Origin of the sequence: Gibbsiella greigii (genome assembly GCF_039540155.1) — a bacterium.
Classification (GTDB): Bacteria; Pseudomonadota; Gammaproteobacteria; order Enterobacterales; family Enterobacteriaceae; genus Gibbsiella; species Gibbsiella quercinecans.
The window spans coordinates 143,956-167,239 of the sequence record NZ_BAABEM010000007.1 but is presented as its reverse complement, the minus strand read 5'-3'; the positions used below and the strand labels follow the sequence as shown (position 1 = coordinate 167,239).

Sequence of the window (23,284 nt, the reverse complement as noted above, 5' to 3'; positions counted from 1 at the left end):
TCACTCACCCTTAGCCGCTGCGCGCTTGCTGGAAGGCAAAAACCCTTCCAGCACGATCATCGCCGCCCCGACACAGATAAAGCTGTCTGCCAGATTAAAGGTCGGGTAGTGCCAGTTGCCCACGTAAAAATCGATGAAATCGACCACGAAGCCATGCCACAGACGATCTAACAAATTGCCCAACGCGCCGCCGATGATAAACGCATACGCGATGTTGCTCAGCTTCTGCTGCGCGTTGTTTTTGTACAGCAGCACCAGCAGCGCCACAATAATCGCCACCGCAATGCCGGCAAAGAACCAGCGTTGCCAGCCGCCGTGATCGGCCAGGAAGCTAAACGCAGCGCCGTAGTTGCGCGCATAGTACAGGTTGAAGTAGGGAATCAACGGCTGGGACTGGCCCAGCACAAAATGATTCAGGATCCACTGTTTGCTGGCGAAATCCAGCACCAGTACCACCAGAACTACCCACAGCCACCGCAGGCCGGTCGAACAGATCGGTTTACTCATCAGGCAAATTTACGCTTCTCGCCGTCGCCGGCAACGTTGGTGACACAGCGGCCGCAGATATCTGCGTGTTCCGCCACCTGGCCAATATCCGTGGTGTAATGCCAGCAACGTGGGCATTTGCTCCCTTCTGCACTGCTAAAGACAATCTTCAGCCCTTTCAGCAGTTCGCTTTGCTGCGCATCCGCCGGCGCCTGCGCCAACGGCGCCACTTTGGCGCCAGAGGTCAGCAACACAAAGCGCAGTTCATCCTGCAGGCTGTTCAGGCGTGCCGCCAGCGTCTCATCGGCGAACAGGGTGACGGAAGCCTCCAGCGAACCACCGATACGTTTATCGGCACGCGCCTGCTCCAGCACCTTGTTCACTTCGCCACGCACTTTCAGCAGCTCATCCCAGAAGGCGTCGTTCATGCTTTCGCCTTCGGCCAGGCTGAACAGGCCGTCATACCACTCTTCAGTGAAGACGTACGGCGCGCGTTTGCCCGGCAGGAAGCCCCAAATCTCGTCCGCGGTAAAGGACATGATCGGCGCCATCCAACGCACCAGCGCTTCGGCGATGTGGAACAGCGCCGTCTGGCAGCTACGGCGCGCAACGCTGTCCGCTTTGGCGGTGTACTGGCGGTCTTTGATGATATCCAGGTAGAAAGAGCCCATCTCAACCGAGCAGAACTGCATCAGGCGCTGCACCACTTCGTGGAAATCGTAGTTGGCATAGGCCTGTTCAATATCCTGCTGCGCCGCCAGCGCACGGCCGACCGCCCAGCGATCCAGCACCACCATATCTTCCGGCGCCACGCTGTCGGTGCGGGGATCGAAACCGTTCAGGTTCGCCAACAGGAAGCGGGCGGTGTTACGGATACGGCGGTAAGAATCTGCCGCACGTTTGAGGATCTCATCGGAAACGGCGATCTCGCCGGTATAGTCGGTCGATGCCACCCACAAACGCAGGATATCGCCGCCCAGTTTGTTCATCACATCCTGCGGGCTGACGGTATTGCCGATCGACTTGGACATTTTGCGCCCCTGACCGTCGACGGTGAAGCCGTGAGTCAGCACTTCTTTATAAGGCGCTTTGCCTTTCATCGCCGTGGAGATCATCAGCGATGACATGAACCAGCCGCGGTGTTGGTCGGAGCCTTCCAGATACATATCTGCGCTATGGCCGTGGAATTCCGGACGCACGTCAACCACCGAAGCGTGGGTCGAACCGGAGTCAAACCACACGTCCAGCGTGTCCGGCACTTTGACGTAGTCGGCGGCTTGTTCACCAAGCAGCTCGGCCGGATCCAAATCCCACCATGCCTGAATGCCTTCCTGCTCTACGCGCTTCGCCACTTCTTCAATCAGCTCAACGGTGCGCGGGTGCAGTTGCTCGGTTTCTTTATGCACGAACAGCGACATTGGCACGCCCCAGGTACGCTGGCGGGAAATACACCAGTCCGGGCGATTTGCCACCATCGTTTCGATACGCGCCTGGCCCCAGTCCGGGATCCACTGCACGCCTTTGATCTCTTCCAGCGACTGCTTACGCAGCCCTTTCTGGTCCATGCTGATGAACCATTGCGGGGTCGCGCGGAAGATAACCGGCGTCTTGTGGCGCCAGCAGCAAGGGTAGCTGTGCAGCAGTTTTTCCACGTGCAGCAGCGCGCCTTTCTCACGCAGCAATTCCACCACCAGATCGTTGGCTTTGAAGACGAACTTACCGTCCAGCGAAGGATAGGTGCCCGGCAGGTAACAGCCATTCGGGCCGACCGGGTTGGCCACTTCCAGGCCGTATTTCTGGCCGATGACAAAGTCGTCCGGGCCGTGGCCTGGCGCGGTGTGCACCGCACCGGTACCGGCATCCAGCGTCACGTGTTCGCCCAGGATCGCCGGCACGTCAAAACCCATGAACGGATGCTGGAAGCGCAGCAGTTCCAGAGCAGCGCCCTTGCAGCTGCCCAGCACCTGCCAATGGGTGATGCCGACGCGTTTCATCACGCTTTCAACCAGTTCGCCCGCCAGGATCAGGCACTGCCCTTCCACCTGCACCAGTTGATAATCGAATTCCGGGTGCAGAGAGATGGCGCGGTTAGCCGGCAACGTCCACGGGGTGGTGGTCCAGATCACCAGCGAAATCGGCCCTTCGAAGCTTGACACGCCGAATTTGGCGGCAACGGCGGCGGCATCGGTGGCCGGGAACGCCACGTCGATTGACGGGGAGGTTTTGTCGTAATACTCCACCTCCGCTTCAGCCAGCGCAGAACCGCAGTCGGTGCACCAGTGCACCGGCTTGGCGCCTTTCAGCAGGTGGCCGTTGCTGATGATCTTACCCAGGGCGCGAATGATGTTGGCTTCGGTGTTGAAATCCATGGTCAGATAAGGATGATCCCAGTCACCCAACACGCCCAGGCGAATGAAGTCTTTCTTCTGGCCCGCCACTTGTTCAGCGGCGTATTCACGGCACTTCTGGCGGAATTCGGCAGGGGTCAGCTTCTCTCCCGGTTTGCCGTACAGTTGTTCCACTTTCAGTTCGATCGGCAAACCATGGCAGTCCCAGCCCGGAACATAAGGCGAATCAAAGCCGGCCAGCCCTTTGGACTTGATAATAATATCTTTGAGAATTTTATTAACCGAGTGACCAATGTGAATGCTGCCATTCGCATACGGAGGGCCGTCATGCAGAATGAAGGATTTTTTGCCCTTTTTAGCGGCACGAATCATCCCGTACAGATCCTGTTCATACCAACGTGCGAGCATGCCAGGTTCACGCTTGGCGAGATCGCCACGCATCGGGAACCCTGTTTCCGGCAAGTTCAGGGTATTCTTGTAGTCACTCATTAGATTCTCGATCTCGTTTCGGTTTTTCAGATTAAACCGGTGTCTTTAGCCCGAAAAATGTCCGGGCAGCCACCACATCATTGGCGATTTGCTGCTTCAGCGCATCGAGCGAAGCAAAACGCTGTTCGTTGCGCAATTTCGCGCGGAGCACCACGTCAATATGGCGCCCATATAGATTCATTGTGACATCCAGAAGATGCACTTCCAACTGCTGGCGCACGCCGGCAACCGTCGGCCGCGTGCCGATATTGGCAACGCCCGGCAATGGCTGCGGCCCCAGGCCGTAAACGTCGACCGCATATACGCCGTTCACCGGCGCCACCAGCCGCTTGAGCGGCAGGTTTGCGGTCGGGAAGCCGATGGTGCGGCCCAGCTCATCGCCATGAACCACACGCCCTGAAATGCTGTACGGGTGGCCAAGCAACTTTTCCGTCAGCGCCAGTTCATCGTCACGCAGCGCATTACGGATGGCGGTGCTGCTGATACGTTGGCCCCCTTCACAGAAGGTGGGCGTGCTGACCACGGTAAAGCCGTATTCAGCCCCGGCCTTTTGCAGCAACGGGAAATCCCCGGTGCGGTTGGCGCCGAAGCGAAAATCATCCCCCACCATCAGGAATTTTACGCCCAGTTTCTGCACCAGCAGCTCGGCGACAAACGCCTGTGCGGTATTGGCGGCGAAACGCGGATCAAAGTTGACGCACAGCAGGTAATCAACCCCGGCCTGCGCCAAATATTTGGCTTTGTCACGCAGACGCGTAAGACGAGCCGGCACTTTGTCCGCTGCGAACAGCTCCAGCGGCTGCGGCTCAAAGATCATGACTATCACCGGCAGCCCAAGGCGTTGCCCTTCCTGCTTTAGCTGCTTCAGCAACGCCTGATGGCCGCGGTGTACGCCGTCAAAGTTGCCGATAGTGAGCACGCAACCATGGTGGCGTGCCCGGATATTGTGAATGCCGCGAATTAGCTCCATAGCTGGCTCAAAACAGTGGAAATCGGCGGATTATACCTTGTACAGCGGTTAAGGTTAACACGTGAATAGCAATATAGGCCGCATCCCACCAGAAGCGATGCAGGCTCAGACGGCAAAATGCCTGCGGCAAGGCGATAACGGGCGCCTTGCCGCCACAACGAAATATCCTCCCACCATACCGGAGATAACGGGCGGGCGAAACACCTAAGCAGCGGTTTATCCACCATAAAAAAAGGGTTATCATGCGGCCTTCATCGGCCGCTGTGCGCCCCAAAGCAACACCCGGTTAATTTTCTTGCGAAATGCTGTATTCCCAGATGGGAAGCTGGTAAAATCCTGCGCCATCACAACGTAGCAAGTGCCGCCCGTACAAACGGCGCTTATTTGCACAAATCCATTGACAAACGAAGGCTAAAAGGGCATATTCCTCGGCCTTTGAATTGTCCTCAATAGAATATATTTGGGAGTTGGACCTTGGCTAATATCAAATCAGCTAAGAAACGCGCCGTACAGTCTGAGAAACGCCGCAAGCACAACGCTAGCCGTCGCTCAATGGTGCGTACCTTCATTAAGAAGGTCTATGCCGCTATCGAAGCTGGCGACAAAGAAGCAGCACAAAAAGCATTCACCGTAATGCAACCCCTTGTGGATCGCCAGGCTGCTAAAGGCCTGATCCACAAAAACAAAGCAGCGCGTCATAAGTCAAACCTGGCCGCGCAAATCAGCGCAATGCAGTAAGTATTACGTTGTCTGCTTGGTAAAAAAACCGGCTCTCGCCGGTTTTTTTATGCCCGCAATTCGGGCGCCTTTGCTCCACCGCTAGAGGGCAAACAACGATGAGAAGTCTTTGTGGCAAATCCGCTGCACCGCCGGGTGCTGGATCATGCGCTCGGCAAAAATGACGTAATACTCCTCGAGCACACTGTCAATCCGCCCAATCTCCACCACGCTGTCATCGCTATAGATATCCTGTGCATACCGCGTCGGCGCCACAAAGATCGCATTATGGTACATGGCAAAGGCCTTCATCAGCGCCGCATCATCGAACTCACCGAGGATCTCGGCCTGCAGCCCCTGAATATTGAGCCAGTTGAGCAGTTGCCGCCCGAGCATTGAACGGCGCCCCGGCAGCAGCAGCCGCCGCTGCTCCAGGCAGGCCGGGAACGGCGCCTCCGGCACCGGCTGGCGGCAGAAAAAACTGATGCCGCACTCCCCCAGCTTGATCGAAAACAGCCCTTCCTGCTGGCTGGAATCCACCGGGCAGTCCGACAGGATCATATCTAGCTTATGCTGGCTTAGCTGTTCCAGCAGCATTTCATGGGTGGATTCAAAGCAGCGCAGATGGATGCGCTCATCATCCGCTACGACCGTTTCCAACACCTGGCTCACCAGGCGCTTGGAGAGGGCATCCGCCACGCCGACGTCGAACAGCAGGTTGGATTCTTTGGTGTAATGAACAATATCCAACATTTCCTGGCTGAGCATGAACATCTTGTCCGCGTAACGAAAAACCAACTGCCCTAATTCGGAAGGCACCAGCCCGCGCCCCTGGCGTTTAAACAGTTTGCCGTTTAACCGCTCTTCCAGCGCTTTGATCTGGCCGGTAATGGTTTGCGGCGTCAGAAACAGCGCTTCAGCCGCGCCCACCACGGAGCCTGCTTTGCAAACTTGCCAAAAATAATAGAGGTGATTGAAATTAATATGTGACGTTCTCACGAAATGTTCTCCTTACGTTTCGCACCGGCAAATAACCCGCCGAAATAAGCGACAAATTCCTTTTCGTTGTTTCAGACAACGTATTACCCCATTCGTCCCATACAAATGCCCTGCGCCGCCGTACGCGGCGCCTAAGCGCGTTTTGGCAAATACAGGCGCAACAGGCTATAACCCAACAACGCCGCCAGCGTTGAGCCCAACAGGATGCCCAGGCGAGAATACACCCCAAAAGCCGCGTCTGTGCTGCCGAATGCCAAGGTGGCGATAAACATCGACATGGTAAAGCCAATACCACACAGCACGGAAACGGCGAATACCTGCCGGAAGCCCACGCCTTCCGGCAAGCGGGCAATGCCTAACTTCACCGCCAAGAAACTGAACGTGAAAATCCCCAACGGTTTGCCAATCAACAGGCCGGTCGCAATGCCCAGCGGCAACATCGAGGTCAGGCCACCCAGCGAAACCCCCTGTAATGAAACCCCGGCGTTGGCAAAGGCAAACAGCGGCAAGATGAAATAGGCAACCCACGGGTGCAGCCCATGCTCCAGTCTTTCAGACAGAGGATCCCCCTGGCGGGCTTTCAGCGGGATCATAAAACCGAGAATCACCCCCGCCAGGGTGGCATGGATGCCAGAGGCCAAAATAGCGGCCCACAGCCCCACACCCACGATCATGTACAACGATGTCTTGGCGACCCGGCTACGGTTCATCAACGCCAGCACGGCGACCAGCGCCGCCACCGCGCCTAGTGCAGGCACCGACAAAGCATCAGTATAAAACAGGGCGATAATCACGATGGCGCCCAAATCGTCAATAATGGCCAACGCCAGCAGAAACACCTTCAGGCCCAGCGGGACTCGCTTGCCGAGCAACGCCATCACGCCCAACGCAAAGGCGATATCGGTTGCCGTCGGGATCGCCCAGCCATGGCGGGCCACGGCATCGGCACCGTTGAACAGCAGGTAAATCAGCGCCGGCGCCAGCATTCCGCCACACGCAGCAATCGCCGGGAATACCGCTTTGTCATATCCCGCCAACGATCCCTGGATCAGTTCCCTCTTCACCTCCAGCCCTACCGTGAGGAAAAACAGCGCCATCAGCGCATCGTTAATCCACCATTCCAGGGGTTTATCTATCACATGCCCCAATACACCCGCGCTAATAGGCACATTGAGAAACGCATGATAAAGCGTATGTAACGGGGTATTGGCCATGAACATCGCCACGATGGCTACGGCGATCAGGATGATGCCGCCCGCGGCTTCCAGACGTAAGAATTGACGAATAATATGGGTCACGGCGCTCCCTTCTCCCTGTAACAACAGTGCGCAGCTATTCTGCAAAGTGGTGAGTATAAACGTTGGTTAATATCGAAAATATAAGTTTATAAATGCTAAAACGATCAGTAAAACCGAGCTTTTCCACATTAGCGGCCATGGACAGGAAAGCAAAAGAAAATGCCGGCCGAGTTGAGCCGGCCGGCATTATCACGCGTCATGACCAGAGAGGAATCAGAACGCCAAGCGCATTAACGGGTCAGGTCGTCAAAGAACTTTTTCACCCCATCAAAGAAGCTCTTCGAACGCGGGCTGTTCTGGTGCCCCGACGGGCCCCCCAGGCTCTCTTCCAACTCCTGCAGCAGCTGTTTCTGCTTATCGCTAAGGTTAACCGGGGTTTCCACCACAACGCGGCACAGTAAATCGCCCTGCGCACCGCCACGTACCGATTTAACCCCTTTGCCGCGCATACGGAACAGTTTGCCGGTTTGGGTTTCTGCAGGTACTTTCAGCTTCACCCGCCCATCGAGCGTCGGCACTTCAATTTCACCGCCCAGTGCCGCCATCGCGAAGTTGATGGGCACTTCGCAGTACAGATTATTGCCCTCACGCTCAAAGATTGGGTGCGCCTTAACCTGCACCTGAACGTACAGATCGCCGGCCGGAGCGCCGTGTTCACCGGCTTCCCCTTCGCCTGCCAGGCGGATGCGATCGCCGGTATCCACACCCGCAGGAATTTTCACCGACAGCGTTTTCGCTTTCTCTACCCGGCCATGGCCGTGGCACTTGGTGCAAGGATCTTTAATGATCTGCCCGCGGCCATGACAATGCGGACAAGCCTGCTGCACGGTGAAGAAGCCCTGGCGCATCTGCACCTGGCCCTGGCCGTGACAGGTTGGGCAGGTCACCGGCGAACTGCCCGGCTTAGCGCCGCTGCCGTGGCACGCGTCGCACTCTTCCAATGTTGGAATACGGATCTCTTTATTGACGCCGCGAACCGCTTCCTCCAGGGTTAACTCCATGTTATAGCGCAGATCGGAACCACGGCTGGCGCGCTGGCGGCGGCCGCCGCCGAAGATATCGCCAAACACGTCGCCAAAGATATCGCTGAAATCGGCACCGCCGCCACCGAAGCCGCCGCCACCGCCCATGCCGCCTTGTTCAAAGGCGGCATGACCATACTGATCGTAAGCGGCGCGTTTCTGGTCGTCGCTTAGGATCTCGTAGGCCTCTTTGATTTCTTTGAATCTGGTTTCAGCGTTTTTTTCCTGATTGCGGTCAGGGTGATACTTCATCGCCAGGCGCTTATACGCCTTTTTGATTTCACGCTCATCCGCCGTTTTAGCTACGCCGAGAACCTCGTAATAATCTTTCTTCGCCATTCGTTGTGTTAACCCCTAAGATACATGCACGGGCGTAGAGTTGCCTCAACGCCCGTGCTGGTTTCCCAGTAATGCCCAACCGGGCATTACCATGCCCGCTTAGGGCGATTATTTTTTATCTTTAACTTCTTCGAACTCAGCGTCGACCACGTCGTCGTCTTTCTTCGCCGCTTCATCAGTAGCGCCAGCATCAGCGCCTTGCTGCGCGGCCTGAGCCTGTGCCATTTCCAACAGTTTGCCGGAAACCTGCACCAGCGCCTGGGTCTTCGCTTCGATCTCAGCTTTATCTTCGCCTTTCACCGCCGCTTCCAGATCTTTCAGCGCGCTTTCAATCGCCGTTTTATCATCCGCTGGCAGTTTGTCGCCGGCTTCTTCCAGTTGCTTACGCGTACCGTGAATCAGGTGGTCAGCCTGGTTACGTGCCTGTACCACTTCTTCGAACTTACGGTCAGCTTCAGCGTTGGCTTCAGCGTCACGCACCATTTTCTGGATTTCATCTTCGTTCAAGCCAGAAGATGCCTTAATGGTGATTTTCTGTTCGCGGCCGGTGTTCTTGTCTTTCGCAGACACGTGCAGGATACCGTCGGCATCGATATCGAAGGTAACTTCGATCTGTGCCATACCACGCGGTGCCGGCTGGATGCCGTCCAGGTTGAACTGGCCGAGCGATTTGTTATCGCTGGCACGTTTACGCTCACCCTGCAGCACGTGGATGGTTACCGCAGACTGGTTATCTTCTGCCGTAGAGAACACCTGGCTGTGCTTGGTCGGGATGGTGGTGTTTTTGGTGATCAGCGGAGTCATCACACCGCCCATGGTTTCGATACCCAGCGATAGCGGGGTAACGTCCAGCAGCAGCACGTCCTTCACGTCACCGGCCAACACACCGCCCTGAACCGCAGCACCGATAGCAACCGCTTCGTCCGGGTTCACGTCTTTACGCGGCTCTTTACCAAAGAAGTCAGCCACTTTTTTCTGCACCATCGGCATACGGGTCTGGCCGCCGACCAGGATTACGTCGTTGATGTCGGAAACCGACAGGCCGGCATCCTTCAGCGCCACTTTCAGCGGCTCGATGGAACGGTTAACCAGATCTTCAACCAACGACTCGAGTTTCGCACGGGTCACTTTGATGTTCATGTGTTTCGGGCCGGTAGCGTCTGCCGTGATGTACGGCAGGTTCACGTCGGTCTGCTGTGCAGAAGACAGCTCGATCTTGGCTTTTTCAGCGGCTTCTTTCAGGCGCTGCATTGCCAGCGGATCTTTACGCAGATCGATACCCTGTTCTTTGTTGAACTCTTCGACCAGGTAGTTGATCAAACGGCTGTCGAAGTCTTCACCACCCAGGTGGGTATCACCGTTGGTTGCCAACACTTCAAAGGTTTTTTCGCCGTCGACTTCGTCAATTTCGATGATGGAAATATCGAAGGTACCACCACCCAGGTCGTATACCGCGATGGTGCGGTTGCCCATCTCTTTATCCAGGCCGTAAGCCAGTGCGGCTGCGGTCGGTTCATTGATGATACGTTTGACTTCCAGGCCCGCGATACGGCCGGCGTCTTTGGTCGCCTGGCGCTGTGCGTCGTTGAAGTACGCAGGCACGGTGATAACCGCTTCGGTAACCGGTTCGCCCAGGTAATCTTCCGCCGTTTTCTTCATTTTCTTCAGCACTTCGGCAGAGATCTGCGGCGGCGCCATTTTCTGGCCTTTCACTTCCAGCCATGCATCGCCGTTATCGGCTTCAACGATTTTGTACGGCATGATGTCTTTATCGCGCTGCGCTTCTTCATCCTGGAAGCGACGACCGATCAAACGCTTGATTGCGAACAGCGTATTTTGTGGGTTAGTAACAGCCTGACGCTTAGCCGGCTGGCCAACCAGAGTTTCACCATCCTGGGTATATGCGATGATAGAAGGCGTGGTGCGATCGCCCTCGGCGTTCTCAAGAACACGAGCCTTGGTGCCATCCATAATTGCTACGCAAGAGTTGGTAGTACCCAGGTCGATACCAATAATTTTGCCCATCTAAACGTCTCCACTAATAAATTCATTTCTGTCAGGTTGCTAACGTATATGCGGGTGATTTTTATGTTTTCAACCGCCCAACATCACGGTATTGCCCGCGGCCAGCAACTGGGGTTGTAAATAAGATGGGGCCATTCGATTCAGCATCAAGGGGGGCGTGGAAAAAAATTTCGTTTTTTCCGCCGGCGGCGTGCCCCGGCCGCCGAATAGCCGGCCGGGAAAACGCATGATCGCGGCGAATAGGCGCGGCAGAACCCGGTTAACTGAAGGAGCCGGCCTCGCGCGGATCGCCTTCGCCGTTCAGCGCGCGCTGCAGATAGATGCCCAGCAGCAGGCCGATGCCGGACAGCGCCAGCACATAATAAGCCGGGGCCAACGGCGTGAGTTTCAGGATCAGCGTGACGAATATCGGCGTTAGCCCGCCAAACACGGCATAGGCGACGTTGTAAGAGAACGAAATCCCGGAGAACCGGACTTCGGCCGGGAACGCCCGCACCATCACATACGGCACCGCACCCACCACGCCGACGCTCAACCCCACCAGCGCATAGCAGGCGAACAGCATTTCCGGGTGCACGCCCACCGTGTGGTAGAACAGCCAACTGCAGACGGCCAGGAAAACGCTACCGAACATCAGCGTTTTGCCGGCGCCGAAACGATCCGATGACACCCCCGCCAGCATACAGCCCACGATCAGCATAATCGTGGCGATACTGTTGGCCTGCAGCGACTGCGCGGCGTCAATGCCAAATTGCTTTTGCAGGTAGGTGGGCGTCATCAGGATCACCACCACGATGCCGGCCGACAGCATCCAGGTCAGCAGCATCGACACCACCACTTCCTTCTTGTTATGCCGCAGCACGGCCTTCAGCGGCAGCTCCGCCGCCAGTAACTTGCGCGCCTGCATGGCGACAAAAACCGGGGTTTCCTGCAGCCAGCGGCGCAGGTACATGGCGATTAAGCCGAAAGCCCCGCCCAGGATAAAAGGAATACGCCAGCCGCCGCTCAGGATGCTTTGCGGGCTGAACACGGTATTAATGATGGTGGCCACAACAGAGCCAAACAGAATGCCGATGGTCAAACCGGCGGTCAGGATGCCGCAGGCCAGGCCAATGCGCTCACGCGGCACGTGTTCGGCCACGAACACCCAGGCGCCAGGCACTTCACCCCCAATGGCCGCTCCTTGCAGCACACGCATCAGCAACAGCAGCAGCGGCGCGGCAATGCCAATGCTGGCGTAGGTGGGCAACAGCCCCATCGCCAGCGTCGGCAGCGCCATCAGCAGAATGCTCAGGCTGAACATCTTCTTACGGCCTACCCGATCGCCAAAGTGCGCCATCACGATGCCGCCGAGCGGGCGGGCCAGATAACCCGCGGCAAAAATCCCGAAGGTTTGCACCAGGCGCAACCATTCCGGCATATCCGGCGGGAAAAACAGTTCGCCCATCACCGCGGCAAAAAAAACGAAAATAATGAAGTCATAAAACTCCAGGGCGCCGCCGAGCGCGGCCAGCGACAGAGTTTTATAGTCCTGCCGGTTCAACCGGCGATGATTATCGTGATGCATAGGCTACCGTCAGAGCAAACTGTAGGGAATCAAAACGCGCCCCGCCCGGCAGCTTGAACCGCCGGAACCACCGCGCCGCCTTCCCGCTACGGGCGGATGTTGGGCACCGCGCCACTGTAAACGAATCATTACTATAGCGGCAAATTATTTTCACACCAGCACAGTTGAGCGTTATTCTTCGGTTAGCCTAATTTCAGAGGTTTATTTCGCGCCGGGCGTTTTTCGGGCGAAAAGCTGCTACCACGGCCGCATGCGTTTCTACATACGGGCCCTCCAACAGCTGTACACAATATGGTACGCTGGCGAAAATACCGGGCACCAACACTTTGCCCTGATCGTCTTTTATCCCTTCCAGGGTTTCCCTGATCGACTTTGGCTGCCCCGGCAGGTTGATAATCAACGCCTGTTTGCGGATAACCCCCACCTGGCGCGACAGGATCGCCGTGGGCACATAGTGCAAGCTGATTTGGCGCATCTGTTCGCCGAAGCCGGGCATGATGCGATCGGCAATCGCCAACGTGGCATCTGGGGTGACATCGCGCCGCGCCGGCCCGGTGCCGCCGGTAGTCAGCACCAAATGGCAACCCATTTCGTCCACCAGCTCGCACAGCGTGTGCTCAATCAGCGTTTGCTCATCAGGGATGAGGCGGCTTTCCAGTTTAAACGGCGTGGCCAGCGCACTGCCCAGCCACGCCTGCAGCGCCGGGATCCCCTTATCCTGGTAAACGCCGCCGGATGCGCGATCGGAAACCGAAACCAGGCCAATACGTAATGTGTCCATGCATACCTCCATAAAAGGTTAAGGGGGTTTTCGCCCAGCCAATTATCCAGAAAGTATACGGCGTCTGGTCTTTCTCTTGCGCGGTACGGCAAAATAAAAAACGGCCGGCGCCTTCGGAAATAAAGGCGAGCGTGGTTGGTGGTGAGAAAAGGAAGGAAAGGCATCGGGCCAAGCAAGGGCAGCCGCACAGCGGCTGCCCCCCGCCCATTACAGCAGATCGGCGATCATTTTTTCCAGTTTTCCCTGGTCGACGGCAAACTTGCGGATGCCGTCGGTCAGTTTTTCCACCGCCATCGGATCCAGGTTGTGCTGCCAATAGAACTCGGATTCGGTCAGCGGCGCAGGGCGCGCCTTCACTTCACCGGTGTAAGACAGTTTGCGCTCCAGCGGGCCTTCGCTTTCCGCCAGTTCTTTTAACAGCGCAGGCGCAATGGTCAGGCGATCGCAGCCGGCCAGTTCGATAATTTCGCCCAGGTTGCGGAAACTGGCGCCCATCACTACGGTTTGGTAGCCATGCTGCTTGTAGTACTGATAAATCTGAGTGACGGAAACCACACCCGGATCTTCCTGCGGTGCGAACTCTTTCTGATCGCCATTGGCTTTGTACCAATCGAGGATACGGCCAACAAACGGCGAAATCAGGTAAACGCCGGCTTCTGCGCACGCGCGCGCCTGCGCGAAGGAGAACAGCAGCGTCAGGTTACAGTTGATGCCGGCTTTTTCCAGTTGCTCTGCCGCGCGGATCCCCTGCCAGGTAGAGGCCAGCTTGATCAAAATACGATCGTTGCTGATACCGGCTTCGTTATACAGTTTAATCAGGCGGTTGGCCTTGGCCACGCTAGCTTCGGTGTCATAAGACAGGCGCGCGTCCACTTCGGTGGAAATACGGCCGGGCACCAGTTTCAGAATTTCCAGGCCAATGTTGACCGCCAGCTTATCGGCGGCGTCGGCGATCTGCTGCTCGCGATCGCTGCTTTGCTCGCGCGCCCAGGCAATGGCTTCATCGATCAGTTTGCGGTATTCAGGAATTTGGGCTGCGTTGAGGATCAGCGAAGGGTTGGTGGTAGCGTCTTGCGGTTGATACAGCTTCATCGCGGCGATATCACCCGTATCCGCAACCACCGTAGTGAGCTGGCGTAGGGAAGTTAATTTATCGGTCATGTTAGTATTATCTCATCGTTTGTGCATGAACTGGGGGCACTATACAACCTTGCCTTCACCTGATAATAACATGCGCAAAGCCCGGCGCAAGGCCGGAAAGCCCGGGCCCGGTTGGAAGGAATTTATCCCTGCGATGGCAACCGTTTACGCCACGAACTGGCACCAATTAAGCATAAAAAAATCCGCCGCGCCGCAGGAATAAAACCCCGGTTCCCGGCGCCGGAAACGCCGCCCAACAGGCAAGGAAAACGCAATGCCATGAAAACCGCCCGATTTTCCCGTTCCGTCGCCGGTATTCCCATCATGCCCCCTATCAAACCTATTGCCCCTTTTTTCCACACTTTTTGCTACAGTAACCTCACATTGATTAACAGGATCTGGCCATGCTGATTATTATTTCCCCTGCTAAAACGCTCGACTACGACAGCCCGCTGGCAACCGAACGCTTTACCCAACCCGAACTGTTGGATAAATCGCAGGCGCTGATCGCCATCTGCCGCGAACTGACCCCGGCGCAAATCTCCAGCCTGATGGGGATCAGTGACAAACTGGCCGGGTTAAACGCCGCACGTTTCCACGATTGGCAGCCTAAATTCACCCAGCAGAATGCGCGCCAGGCACTGCTGGCGTTTAAAGGCGATGTCTACACCGGCCTGCAGGCGCAGGATTTCAGCGAAGAGGATTTTGACTTTGCCCAGCAGCACCTGCGGATGCTTTCCGGCCTGTATGGCGTGCTGCGCCCGCTGGATCTGATGATGCCCTACCGGCTGGAAATGGGGATCAAGCTGGCAAACCCACAGGGTAAGGATCTCTACAGCTTCTGGGGGAATACCATTACCGAAAAACTGAACCAGACGCTGGAACAGCAAGGGGATGACGTGGTGGTGAATCTGGCTTCGGATGAATACTTCAAGTCAGTCAAAACGGCCGGCCTGCACGGCAGCCTGATTAAACCGGTCTTCCTGGATGAGAAAAACGGCAAATATAAAGTGATCAGCTTCTATGCCAAGAAGGCCCGCGGGCTGATGAGCCGTTTCATCATCAAAAACCGCCTGACCAAAGCCGAACAACTGGCCGACTTTAACCTTGAAGGATATGCCTTTGATGAAGCCAGCTCGCAAGGCAATGAGCTGGTGTTCAAACGCCCGGAGCAGTAAGCCATCGGGCCCAGCCTGTTTGCCAGAACGTATCCGGGCGGCCAATGCGCCGCCCAGTTGCCCATCAGGCCGGCAGCGCCAGCAGGAACTTACGCAGCCCGGCAAAATCAGCCGGCAGCGTATGCGACAACAACGGCAGATTCGCCCGCACCGCCAATGCATTTGGCAACGGCAGTTCCTGGCCGAGAATCGCTTCTACGCTCTCCTTGAACTTCGCCGGGTGCGCGGTGCCCAGGAATAGACCAAACTCCCCGTCCTGCAGTTGATCACGCAGCGCGCGATAAGCGATCGCCGCGTGCGGCTCGGAAATGTAGCCCAGCGCCGCCAACGCATTCATCGTTTCTTTGGTGGTGTCATCGCTAACCGCGGCATAGGCCAGATCTTTCAGCTGCCAGTCTTTGCGGCGGAACAGTTCTTCCACCCGCGGCCAGTTGTTCGGCTGGCTAACGTCCATGGCGTTCGACAGCGTAGCCACCGTGGCATGCGGCTGCCACTGGCCGTTGGCCAGGAAGCGCGGAACGGTATCATTGGCGTTGGTGGCGGCGATAAAGCGTTTCACCGGCAGGCCCAGAGACTTCGCCAGCAGGCCAGCAGTCAGATCGCCGAAGTTGCCGCTTGGCACCGACACCACCAACTGATTACGGGCTTCCTGCGGCAGTTGCGCTACCGCTTCAAAGTAGTAGCAGATCTGCGCCAGCAGGCGGCTGATGTTGATGGAGTTGGCCGAGTTGAGGTGCAGGGCATCTTTCAGTTCCTGATCGTCAAACGCTTGTTTCACCAGCGCCTGGCAGGCATCAAAATCGCCGTCGATCGCCACGGTCTGAATATTGCCACCCAGTGTACAGAACAGTTTTTCTTGCAGCGGGCTAATTTTGCCCTGTGGGTACAGGATCACGACGCGCACGTTTTTCAGGCCGTAAAACGCATGCGCCACCGCCGCACCGGTGTCGCCGGACGTGGCGGTCAGAATGGTGACGGGCTGATCGCCGGCCACTTCCGCCAGCATCTGCGCCATAAAACGGCCGCCGAAGTCTTTGAACGCCAGCGTCGGCCCGTGGAACAGCTCCAGGCAGGCAACGTCTGCTTCTACCGGCGCGACCGGTGCCGGGAATTCAAACGCCGCCTTAACACGTTTGTACAGCGCGTCTTCGCTGATTTCATCGCCGATAAACGCCGACAGGATACGCGCACTGCGGGTAACAAAATCCTGTTCGAGCAGGCGATCGATCTCGGTCAGTTCAAATTCCGGCAGTTCCAGCGGAAAGAACAGCCCCTGCTGTTTACCCAAGCCTTGTTTGATCGCCTGTGCAAAGCTGACCTGTTCGTTATGATCCTTAAGGTTATAGAGTTTCATGCGTTATCCCAGTTGTCGTGCGCCTGCGGTATCCAGACGGCAAATATGAACAAAACCTTCGTCGTTTTGCAGATAATTATTTTTCAGCCAGTCGGCCATCCGCTGCGCCGTAGCGCCACCGTCGCAGACCGCGAACAGCGTCGGACCGGAGCCGGAAATGCCGCACGCCAGTGCGCCGATGCCCTGAGCGGCCTTGCGCGCTTCGGCAAAGCCCGGCAACAAGCGGGTACGGTACGGCTCGGCAATCACATCCTGCATCAGCTTGGCCGCCAAACGCGGCTGCTGGGTATGGCAAGCGTGGATAAAGCCCGCCAGGTAGCGCCCGTGGCTGATGCAATCCTGGCGGCGATACTGTGCGGGCAGGATCGCGCGCGCTTCGGCCGTCGACACCTTAATGCCCGGATAGGCCATCACCCACAGCCAATCATTAAAACAGGGCACTTGCTGGCTGATAAAGCCGTCTTCTTCCAGCATCAGCTGCAAACCGCCCAGATAGCATGGCGCCACGTTGTCATAGTGCACGCTGCCGGAAATGCGCCCTTCCAACTCACCCATCAGCCCAAGCAGGGCCATTTTATCCAACGGGCGATCGCAGAATTCGTTCATGGCCATCAGGCCGGCGACCACCGAGCAGGCGCTGGAGCCAAGGCCAGAGCCGATCGGCATGTTTTTTTCCAGCCGCATGGCTACCGGCACGTCGCGGCCGATAGCCTGGCAGAAACGCTCCCAGCATTGGTACACAATGTTTTCTTTCGGATCGTCCGGCAGTTTGCTGACGAAACGCCCGGCGTTTTCCAGGCTGAACGCGTCTGCCGCTTCAACGCTGACGCAATCCCCCAGCAACGTGCCATCAATCGGTGAAACCGCCGCACCCAGCACATCAAAACCGACGCTAACGTTGCCAATTGAGGCCGGGGCATACACCTTAACCATATTAAACTCCTAACTTCCATGACAATGTGCGCAACAGATCGGCAAATACCCCTGCCGCGGTCACATCATTACCGGCGCCATAGCCACGCAATACCAGCGGCAACGGCTGATAGTAGCGGCTATAGAAAGCCAAGGCATTTTCGCCGTTTTTCACTTTATACAATGGATCGTTACCGTCGACCGCATCAATTCGCACCTGGCAGCGCCCCTCTTCGATCACCCCGACATAGCGCAGTACTTTGCCTTCGGCGCTGGCGGCGGCCACGCGGCGCGCATATTCGCCGTCCAGTTCCGGCAAGCGCGCCAGGAAGGTGTCGACATCCCCGGTCGAGTCAAAGGAAGGCGGTAATACGGACTCTACGTCGATATCGTCCAGCTCCAGCTTGTAGCCGGCTTCGCGCGCCAGGATCAGCAGTTTGCGCGCCACGTCCATCCCGGACAGATCGTCACGCGGATCCGGCTCGGTATAACCATTGGCTTTCGCCTGCAGCGTGGCGGCAGACAGCGACATGCCTTCGTCCAGCTTACCGAAAATAAACGACAGAGAACCGGACAGAATACCAGAAAAACGCACCAGCTCATCACCGGCGTTCAACAGGTTCTGCATGTTCTCGATAACCGGCAAACCGGCGCCGACGTTGGTGTCGTACAGGAATTTGCGGCGTGAACCCGCCGCGGCGCTGCGCAGTTGCTGATAATAATTCATCGACGAGGTGTTGGCCTTTTTGTTTGGCGTCACCACGTGGAAACCGTCGGCCAGGAAATCGGCATACTGATCCGCCACCGCCTGGCTTGAGGTACAGTCGACAATCACCGGGTTGAGCAGATGATACTCTTTCACCAGGCGAATCAGGTGGCCCAGGTTGAACGGCTCTTTCGCCTGCGCCAGCCCATCGCGCCAGCCATCCAGGGAAATCCCGTGCACATTGGTCAACATTGCGCGCGAGTTGGCGATACCGCAGACGCGCAGATCGATATGTTTTTGCTTCAACCACGGCTGCTGACGATAGATTTGCTCAATCAACGCGCCACCCACGCCGCCAACGCCGATCACAAACACTTCAATCACCTGATCGGTATTGAATAGCATTTGGTGGCTAACGCGCACGCCGGTGGTCACGGCATCGTTGCTGACCACCACCGAAATGGAGCGCTCGGAAGAGCCCTGGGCGATAGCGACGATATTGATGTTGGCGCGCGCCAACGCGGAGAAGAAGCGGGCCGAGATGCCGCGCAGGGTGCGCATGCCGTCGCCCACCACCGAGATGATCGCCAGGCCTTCCATCACGTCCAGCGGCTCCAGCAGCCCATCTTTCAACTCCAGGAAGAATTCGTCTTCCAGCGCGCGGCGCGCCCGCTGCAGCTCGTTTTGCGGCACACAGAAACTGATGCTGTATTCCGAAGAGGATTGGGTGATCAGCACCACCGAGATCCCGGCGCGCGACATCACGGCGAACACGCGGGCGGCCATGCCCACCATTCCTTTCATACCCGGCCCGGAGACATTGATCATCGCCATATTGTTCAGATTGGTGATGCCTTTTACCGGCATATCCGGATCCTGACATTCCGCGCCGATGAGCGTGCCGGGGGCTTGTGGGTTGGAGGTGTTTTTAATCAGGCAAGGAATTTGGAACTGGGCAATCGGGGTGATGGTGCGGGGGTGAAGAACTTTGGCGCCGAAATAGGAAAGCTCCATGGCCTCCTGATACGACATCGACTTCAGTAACCTGGCATCCGGCACCGTGCGCGGATCGCAGGTATAAACGCCGTCGACGTCGGTCCAGATCTCGCAACAGTCGGCACGCAGACAGGCTGCCAGCACAGCCGCCGAGTAGTCAGAGCCGTTGCGCCCCAGCACCACCAGCTCGCCTTTGTCATTGCCCGCGGTAAAGCCGGCCATCAGTACGATGTGGTCGGCGGGGATAGCGGCCGCGGCGATCCGCCGGGTGGATTCGGCGATGTCGACGGTAGACTCCATATAACTGCCCTGCGCCAGCAGTTTTTCTACCGGGTTGATCACCGTCACCGGGTAGCCCTTGGCTTTGAAAACCCCTTCCATGATGGCAATAGACAGCTTTTCACCGCGGCAGATGATGCCGGCATTCACGCCGTCCGGGCACTGCCCGAGCAGCGCCACGCCATGCAGCACGTGTTTTAGCTGAGCAAATTCCTGATCCACCAATGCTTTCAAACGATCGTACTCAAAACCGGGAAGCGCCTGCGCCAACCCGCTCAACAGTTCGGCGAAGATGCGCTCTGCGTCGCTCATGTGCGGCTGAATATCTTGCCCGGCTACTGTTTTATCAATCATTGCCACCAGGTGATTGGTGATTTTAGCGGGCGCGGACAAGACCGTGGCCACCTGGCCCTGACGGGCATTATTTTCCATAATATCGGCAACGCGCAAAAAACGTTCCGCATTCGCCACCGAGGTTCCGCCAAATTTCAGCACTCGCATTTTTCGTTTATCTCCCGAATTTAAGCCGAAAAAAAAGCCCGCACTGGTTAGGCGCGGGCTTTTTTCTAGTGTTTCCTGTACGCGTCAGCCCGCCCCGTTACCAATGGTACCGGTGGTGGTAATAATTGTGGTGTTCAGGCTGATATAGCGCATCTGTTCTGTCTGTCTCATTAGAAACTCTGTCCCCTCTATTGGTTAAAGCAATCGGCCCGCCAAGTCAAATTATTTCGCGTTTTTGTTTATTCGGCACGCACAGGCCGATTCAGTGGAGATAACAACAAAAATGCAAAAAAAGCAGGATAAAAATCAGATGCTCATAGGGTTTCATGGACTATATCACCAGCAAAATGCGATTCCACACGAGAATCACTTCGCCAGTTTTTTTTCTATGTCGTGCAATAATCGGTGCAACATCACCGTATCCCGCTGCTGGAGGCTCCCCAGCCGTTGATGCAGCCAATCGCGCAATTTTTGGTCATCGGCCACTTCCAGGCACTGCAATAGTCGCTCGGCGCGCTGGCGCAACGCCGAAAGTTGCCCCACGTCGGCGCTCGGCTCTGATGGCGCGGCCACATTCATCAGTTGTGCAAGTTGGTAGCAATACACCATCACGGCCTGACCAAGGTTAAGCGAGGGATAATCTGCCTGCATCGGCACACCGGTCAGCAGATCCGCCAACGCCAGCTCTTCGTTGCTTAGGCCAGAGTCTTCACGGCCGAACACCAGCGCAGCCTGCTGGACCCAGCCTTGCCGCTCCGCCATCACCTGCGACAATTCCTGCGGCGTACAGTAATAGTGAAAGCGCGCCCGGCTGCGCGCGGTGGTGGCGACGGTGAAATCCACGCCGGCCAGTGCGGCCTCCAGGCTTGGGTAACACTGTGCTTTATCAAGGATATCGCCCGAACCATGCGCCACCCAGCCCGCCGCCGGTTGCAAGTGGGCTTCGCTGTTAACAATCCGCAGCGAGCTAAACCCCATGGTTTTCATCGCCCGCGCTGCCGCGCCGACGTTTTCCGGCCGTGCCGGCTCCACCAGAACAATATGAAACTGCATCAACACTCCAGAAAATCAGGTAGGATAATATCCAGGCTATACAAAATCGCTTATTAATTTTACAAAAAAACAACATCACATAAAGCAGCGCTAATGTTCGGCATCAAATAACGTGGTTGAGCCAGGAATAACCAATAATCGGCAAAAATAAATCATTTATTATTTTTATCAATTAAAATCAATAGCATATAAATTTAGATTTCGCATTATGCCCTAACTGAGCATTATTAACGATAATATTGCTGAATCGTTCAGAGAATTTGTTATTCTGTGGCATAAGGTGGCATTCCTGTAAGTGTTTTTCACAAATCTGTTAACGTGCTACAATTGAATTTGATATATGTCAACAAACCGTAGTTTTGTTGGGTGATGATTTCGTCACACACTGTTATATTGCTGTTAATAGGGTTAGGATATGCGCCGTTTTGGCACCTTTGGGGTTATAGGGAATAACATCCCCACCTAGCTAGCGATCTTGTTGACATTGATGGAAAGTGCATCAAGAACGAGTTTACGTACTTTAGTCATTTGGTAAGAGGGATCCGAGCGCTATCTCTGCCCTTGGTTAAAAAAACAAAGACTTCTGTACTTCCTATTTTCTATTTTGTTGGCAATTTTAGGTAGCAAATATGCAGACCCCGCACATTCTGATTGTCGAAGACGAGGTAGTTACTCGTAACACCCTGAAGAGCATTTTTGAGGCGGAAGGCTACATCGTTCATGAAGCCAATGATGGTGCAGAAATGCACAACATTCTGTCTGAAAATGATATCAATCTGGTCATTATGGACATCAACCTGCCAGGCAAAAACGGCCTGTTGTTGGCGCGCGAACTTCGTGAACAAGCCAGCGTCGCACTGATGTTCCTGACCGGCCGTGACAACGAGGTGGATAAAATCCTCGGCCTGGAGATCGGCGCCGATGACTATATCACCAAGCCGTTCAACCCACGCGAACTGACCATTCGCGCCCGCAACCTGCTGTCGCGCACCATGAACCTGAACAGCACTGGCGAAGAGCGCAAACTGGTTGAAAGCTACAAATTCAACGGTTGGGAACTGGACATCAACAGTCGTTCGCTGGTCAGCCCTGCAGGCGAGCAGTACAAGCTGCCGCGCAGTGAATTCCGCGCCATGCTGCACTTCTGTGAGAACCCGGGCAAGATCCAAACCCGTGGCGAACTGCTGAAGAAAATGACCGGCCGCGAACTGAAACCGCACGACCGCACCGTTGATGTGACCATCCGCCGTATCCGCAAGCATTTTGAATCAACGCCGGATACCCCGGAAATCATCGCCACGATCCACGGCGAAGGTTACCGCTTCTGCGGCGATCTGGAAGAGTAAACCGCCTGTTTCGCCACCCCGGGAGCCGCTTACGCCGCTCCCGGCGGTATTGCTTTAGCGGTTTTCACCCCAGGGGATAATGGGCACGGCACTGATCGCATTCTTCGGCGATCCATCCACAACCTTGTCTGAATAGGTCAGGTACACCAGCGCATTGCGTTGTTCGTCGTAAAAACGCACAACCTGCAGCTTTTTAAACACCAGCGACGTGCGTTTTTGGAACACCACGCTGCCCTGATCCTTACCGTTTTTAATCTTATCGTTCAGCGCAATCGGCCCAACCTGTGAACAGGAAATCGCCGCGTCGGCAGTATCTTCAGCCAGCCCCAGGCCTCCCTTGATCCCGCCGGTTTTTGCCCTGCTGATATAACAAGTTACATTTTTGACATCCGGATCGTCGAAGGCTTCCACCACGATTTTGTGGTCTGGGCCAAACAGTTTAAATACCGTATCCACCGATCCTATCTGCTCTGCCTGAGCGCTATTTACCGCTGCGCAGGCAAGGCCTAATAGCAATAACCATCCCTTATTCATTTACTTAACTCCCATAATATTCACACGGGCAAACCGTTGGCCCGGCGCCGCACGAAGAGAACCGGCAGGCGCAAAGCGGGGAATGCTCTGGCTCAGTCGGCCCCTTTTTATCACAGCCCACGGAAAAAATCTTTGGCAGTCGCGGATGGAAAAAATTGCTATTATGCGGCATCGTTATTTTTGCGCCTGCGGTTGGGCGCACTCCAACTCAGTGCATTGCGCAACGTACGTACCCACGGCAAAG

At 56.2% G+C, this 23,284-nt stretch carries 19 protein-coding genes, 1 pseudogene and 1 other annotated feature; of the genes and pseudogenes, 3 read left to right on the top strand and 17 right to left on the bottom strand.

What is annotated here, in order from left to right; all coding sequences use genetic code 11:
• From lspA to ribF, 3 genes are read right to left on the bottom strand one after another with little or no spacing between them, the layout of a single operon-like run.
• Nucleotides 1-507: a signal peptidase II gene (gene lspA, locus AC559G_RS07360; protein ID WP_438596977.1), complete on the bottom strand. Its 507-nt coding sequence runs from the start codon at nt 505-507 to the stop codon at nt 1-3.
• Nucleotides 507-3,323 (bottom strand): isoleucine--tRNA ligase, encoded by a 2,817-nt coding sequence (gene ileS / locus AC559G_RS07355; protein ID WP_498912056.1) that lies wholly within the window; start codon nt 3,321-3,323, stop codon nt 507-509. The genes lspA and ileS overlap by 1 nt, the downstream gene beginning before the upstream one ends.
• A 31-nt stretch (nt 3,324-3,354) precedes the next feature.
• A complete protein-coding gene (ribF, locus tag AC559G_RS07350) occupies nt 3,355-4,293 on the bottom strand; it encodes a bifunctional riboflavin kinase/FMN adenylyltransferase (protein WP_498912055.1) in 939 nt (312 codons plus the stop codon).
• Nucleotides 4,294-4,767: 474 nt separating this feature from the next.
• Between ribF and rpsT the strand changes: the two genes are divergently transcribed.
• Entirely contained in the window at nt 4,768-5,031 is a 264-nt protein-coding gene (gene rpsT, locus AC559G_RS07345) for a 30S ribosomal protein S20 (RefSeq protein WP_095846036.1), read from the top strand.
• Nucleotides 5,032-5,112: 81 nt separating this feature from the next.
• Here the strand turns inward: rpsT and nhaR are convergent, their stop codons facing one another.
• The 7 genes from nhaR to tal form a co-directional block, all read right to left on the bottom strand.
• Nucleotides 5,113-6,009 carry a transcriptional activator NhaR gene (gene nhaR / locus AC559G_RS07340; RefSeq protein ID WP_438599430.1) on the bottom strand — a complete coding sequence of 299 codons (897 nt, stop codon included), beginning with the start codon at nt 6,007-6,009 and terminating at the stop codon, nt 5,113-5,115.
• Nucleotides 6,010-6,140: 131 nt separating this feature from the next.
• Entirely contained in the window at nt 6,141-7,307 is a 1,167-nt protein-coding gene (nhaA, locus tag AC559G_RS07335) for a Na+/H+ antiporter NhaA (RefSeq protein WP_498912054.1), read from the bottom strand.
• Nucleotides 7,308-7,537: 230 nt separating this feature from the next.
• Nucleotides 7,538-8,668 (bottom strand): molecular chaperone DnaJ, encoded by a 1,131-nt coding sequence (dnaJ, locus tag AC559G_RS07330; protein WP_438599432.1) that lies wholly within the window; start codon nt 8,666-8,668, stop codon nt 7,538-7,540.
• A 108-nt stretch (nt 8,669-8,776) separates the two neighbouring features.
• Nucleotides 8,777-10,693 (bottom strand): molecular chaperone DnaK, encoded by a 1,917-nt coding sequence (gene dnaK / locus AC559G_RS07325; protein WP_438599433.1) that lies wholly within the window; start codon nt 10,691-10,693, stop codon nt 8,777-8,779.
• 259 nt (nt 10,694-10,952) lie between these two features.
• A complete protein-coding gene (locus AC559G_RS07320; RefSeq protein ID WP_498912053.1) occupies nt 10,953-12,260 on the bottom strand; it encodes an MFS transporter in 1,308 nt (435 codons plus the stop codon).
• A 193-nt stretch (nt 12,261-12,453) separates the two neighbouring features.
• On the bottom strand, nt 12,454-13,041 hold the full coding sequence (gene mog, locus AC559G_RS07315) for a molybdopterin adenylyltransferase (protein ID WP_498912052.1): 588 nt from the start codon (nt 13,039-13,041) through the stop codon (nt 12,454-12,456).
• A gap of 207 nt (nt 13,042-13,248) precedes the next feature.
• Nucleotides 13,249-14,202 carry a transaldolase gene (gene tal / locus AC559G_RS07310; protein WP_498912051.1) on the bottom strand — a complete coding sequence of 318 codons (954 nt, stop codon included), beginning with the start codon at nt 14,200-14,202 and terminating at the stop codon, nt 13,249-13,251.
• A 383-nt stretch (nt 14,203-14,585) separates the two neighbouring features.
• Between tal and yaaA the strand changes: the two genes are divergently transcribed.
• Complete coding sequence (yaaA, locus tag AC559G_RS07305) at nt 14,586-15,359, top strand: YaaA family protein (protein ID WP_498912050.1); 774 nt, start codon at nt 14,586-14,588, stop codon at nt 15,357-15,359.
• Between the two features lie 64 nt (nt 15,360-15,423).
• On the opposite strand, the gene thrC is transcribed toward yaaA, so the two are convergent.
• From thrC to yjjY, 6 genes and pseudogenes are all read right to left on the bottom strand, one after another.
• On the bottom strand, nt 15,424-16,713 hold the full coding sequence (gene thrC, locus AC559G_RS07300) for a PALP domain-containing protein (protein WP_498912049.1): 1,290 nt from the start codon (nt 16,711-16,713) through the stop codon (nt 15,424-15,426).
• Nucleotides 16,714-16,716: 3 nt separating this feature from the next.
• Nucleotides 16,717-17,646, bottom strand: a complete 930-nt coding sequence (gene thrB, locus AC559G_RS07295) for a homoserine kinase (RefSeq protein WP_498912048.1) — start codon at nt 17,644-17,646, stop codon at nt 16,717-16,719.
• Nucleotide 17,647: 1 nt separating this feature from the next.
• Complete coding sequence (gene thrA / locus AC559G_RS07290; protein WP_498912047.1) at nt 17,648-20,107, bottom strand: bifunctional aspartate kinase/homoserine dehydrogenase I; 2,460 nt, start codon at nt 20,105-20,107, stop codon at nt 17,648-17,650.
• Between the two features lie 27 nt (nt 20,108-20,134).
• Nucleotides 20,135-20,253 (bottom strand) — a sequence feature (Thr leader region).
• Entirely contained in the window at nt 20,192-20,260 is a 69-nt protein-coding gene (thrL, locus tag AC559G_RS07285; RefSeq protein WP_121525353.1) for a thr operon leader peptide, read from the bottom strand. Its footprint overlaps the feature before it by 62 nt.
• A 213-nt stretch (nt 20,261-20,473) precedes the next feature.
• Nucleotides 20,474-21,160, bottom strand: a complete 687-nt coding sequence (locus AC559G_RS07280) for an RNA methyltransferase (protein WP_498912046.1) — start codon at nt 21,158-21,160, stop codon at nt 20,474-20,476.
• Nucleotides 21,161-21,548: 388 nt separating this feature from the next.
• A pseudogene (yjjY, locus tag AC559G_RS07275) lies at nt 21,549-21,688 on the bottom strand (YjjY family protein).
• 101 nt (nt 21,689-21,789) lie between these two features.
• On the opposite strand from yjjY, the gene arcA reads away from it, so the two are divergent.
• Nucleotides 21,790-22,506, top strand: a complete 717-nt coding sequence (gene arcA, locus AC559G_RS07270) for a two-component system response regulator ArcA (protein ID WP_095846050.1) — start codon at nt 21,790-21,792, stop codon at nt 22,504-22,506.
• Nucleotides 22,507-22,560: 54 nt separating this feature from the next.
• Here arcA and creA read toward each other — a convergent pair whose 3' ends face one another.
• Nucleotides 22,561-23,040, bottom strand: a complete 480-nt coding sequence (gene creA / locus AC559G_RS07265) for a protein CreA (protein WP_416261552.1) — start codon at nt 23,038-23,040, stop codon at nt 22,561-22,563.
• Between the last annotated feature and the right edge of the window lie 244 nt (nt 23,041-23,284).

Excerpts from the sequence above, each read along its gene's own strand:
- tal (WP_498912051.1), bottom strand. The coding sequence starts at position 14,202 with ATGACCGATAAATTAACTTCCCTACGCCAGCTCACTACGGTGGTTGCG.
- ileS (WP_498912056.1), bottom strand. The coding sequence starts at position 3,323 with ATGAGTGACTACAAGAATACCCTGAACTTGCCGGAAACAGGGTTCCCG.
- arcA (WP_095846050.1), top strand. The coding sequence starts at position 21,790 with ATGCAGACCCCGCACATTCTGATTGTCGAAGACGAGGTAGTTACTCGT.
- thrC (WP_498912049.1), bottom strand. The coding sequence starts at position 16,713 with ATGAAACTCTATAACCTTAAGGATCATAACGAACAGGTCAGCTTTGCA.
- thrA (WP_498912047.1), bottom strand. The coding sequence starts at position 20,107 with ATGCGAGTGCTGAAATTTGGCGGAACCTCGGTGGCGAATGCGGAACGT.
- AC559G_RS07280 (WP_498912046.1), bottom strand. The coding sequence starts at position 21,160 with ATGCAGTTTCATATTGTTCTGGTGGAGCCGGCACGGCCGGAAAACGTC.
- thrB (WP_498912048.1), bottom strand. The coding sequence starts at position 17,646 with ATGGTTAAGGTGTATGCCCCGGCCTCAATTGGCAACGTTAGCGTCGGT.
- dnaJ (WP_438599432.1), bottom strand. The coding sequence starts at position 8,668 with ATGGCGAAGAAAGATTATTACGAGGTTCTCGGCGTAGCTAAAACGGCG.
- ribF (WP_498912055.1), bottom strand. The coding sequence starts at position 4,293 with ATGGAGCTAATTCGCGGCATTCACAATATCCGGGCACGCCACCATGGT.
- creA (WP_416261552.1), bottom strand. The coding sequence starts at position 23,040 with ATGAATAAGGGATGGTTATTGCTATTAGGCCTTGCCTGCGCAGCGGTA.
- yaaA (WP_498912050.1), top strand. The coding sequence starts at position 14,586 with ATGCTGATTATTATTTCCCCTGCTAAAACGCTCGACTACGACAGCCCG.
- dnaK (WP_438599433.1), bottom strand. The coding sequence starts at position 10,693 with ATGGGCAAAATTATTGGTATCGACCTGGGTACTACCAACTCTTGCGTA.
- AC559G_RS07320 (WP_498912053.1), bottom strand. The coding sequence starts at position 12,260 with ATGCATCACGATAATCATCGCCGGTTGAACCGGCAGGACTATAAAACT.
- lspA (WP_438596977.1), bottom strand. The coding sequence starts at position 507 with ATGAGTAAACCGATCTGTTCGACCGGCCTGCGGTGGCTGTGGGTAGTT.
- mog (WP_498912052.1), bottom strand. The coding sequence starts at position 13,041 with ATGGACACATTACGTATTGGCCTGGTTTCGGTTTCCGATCGCGCATCC.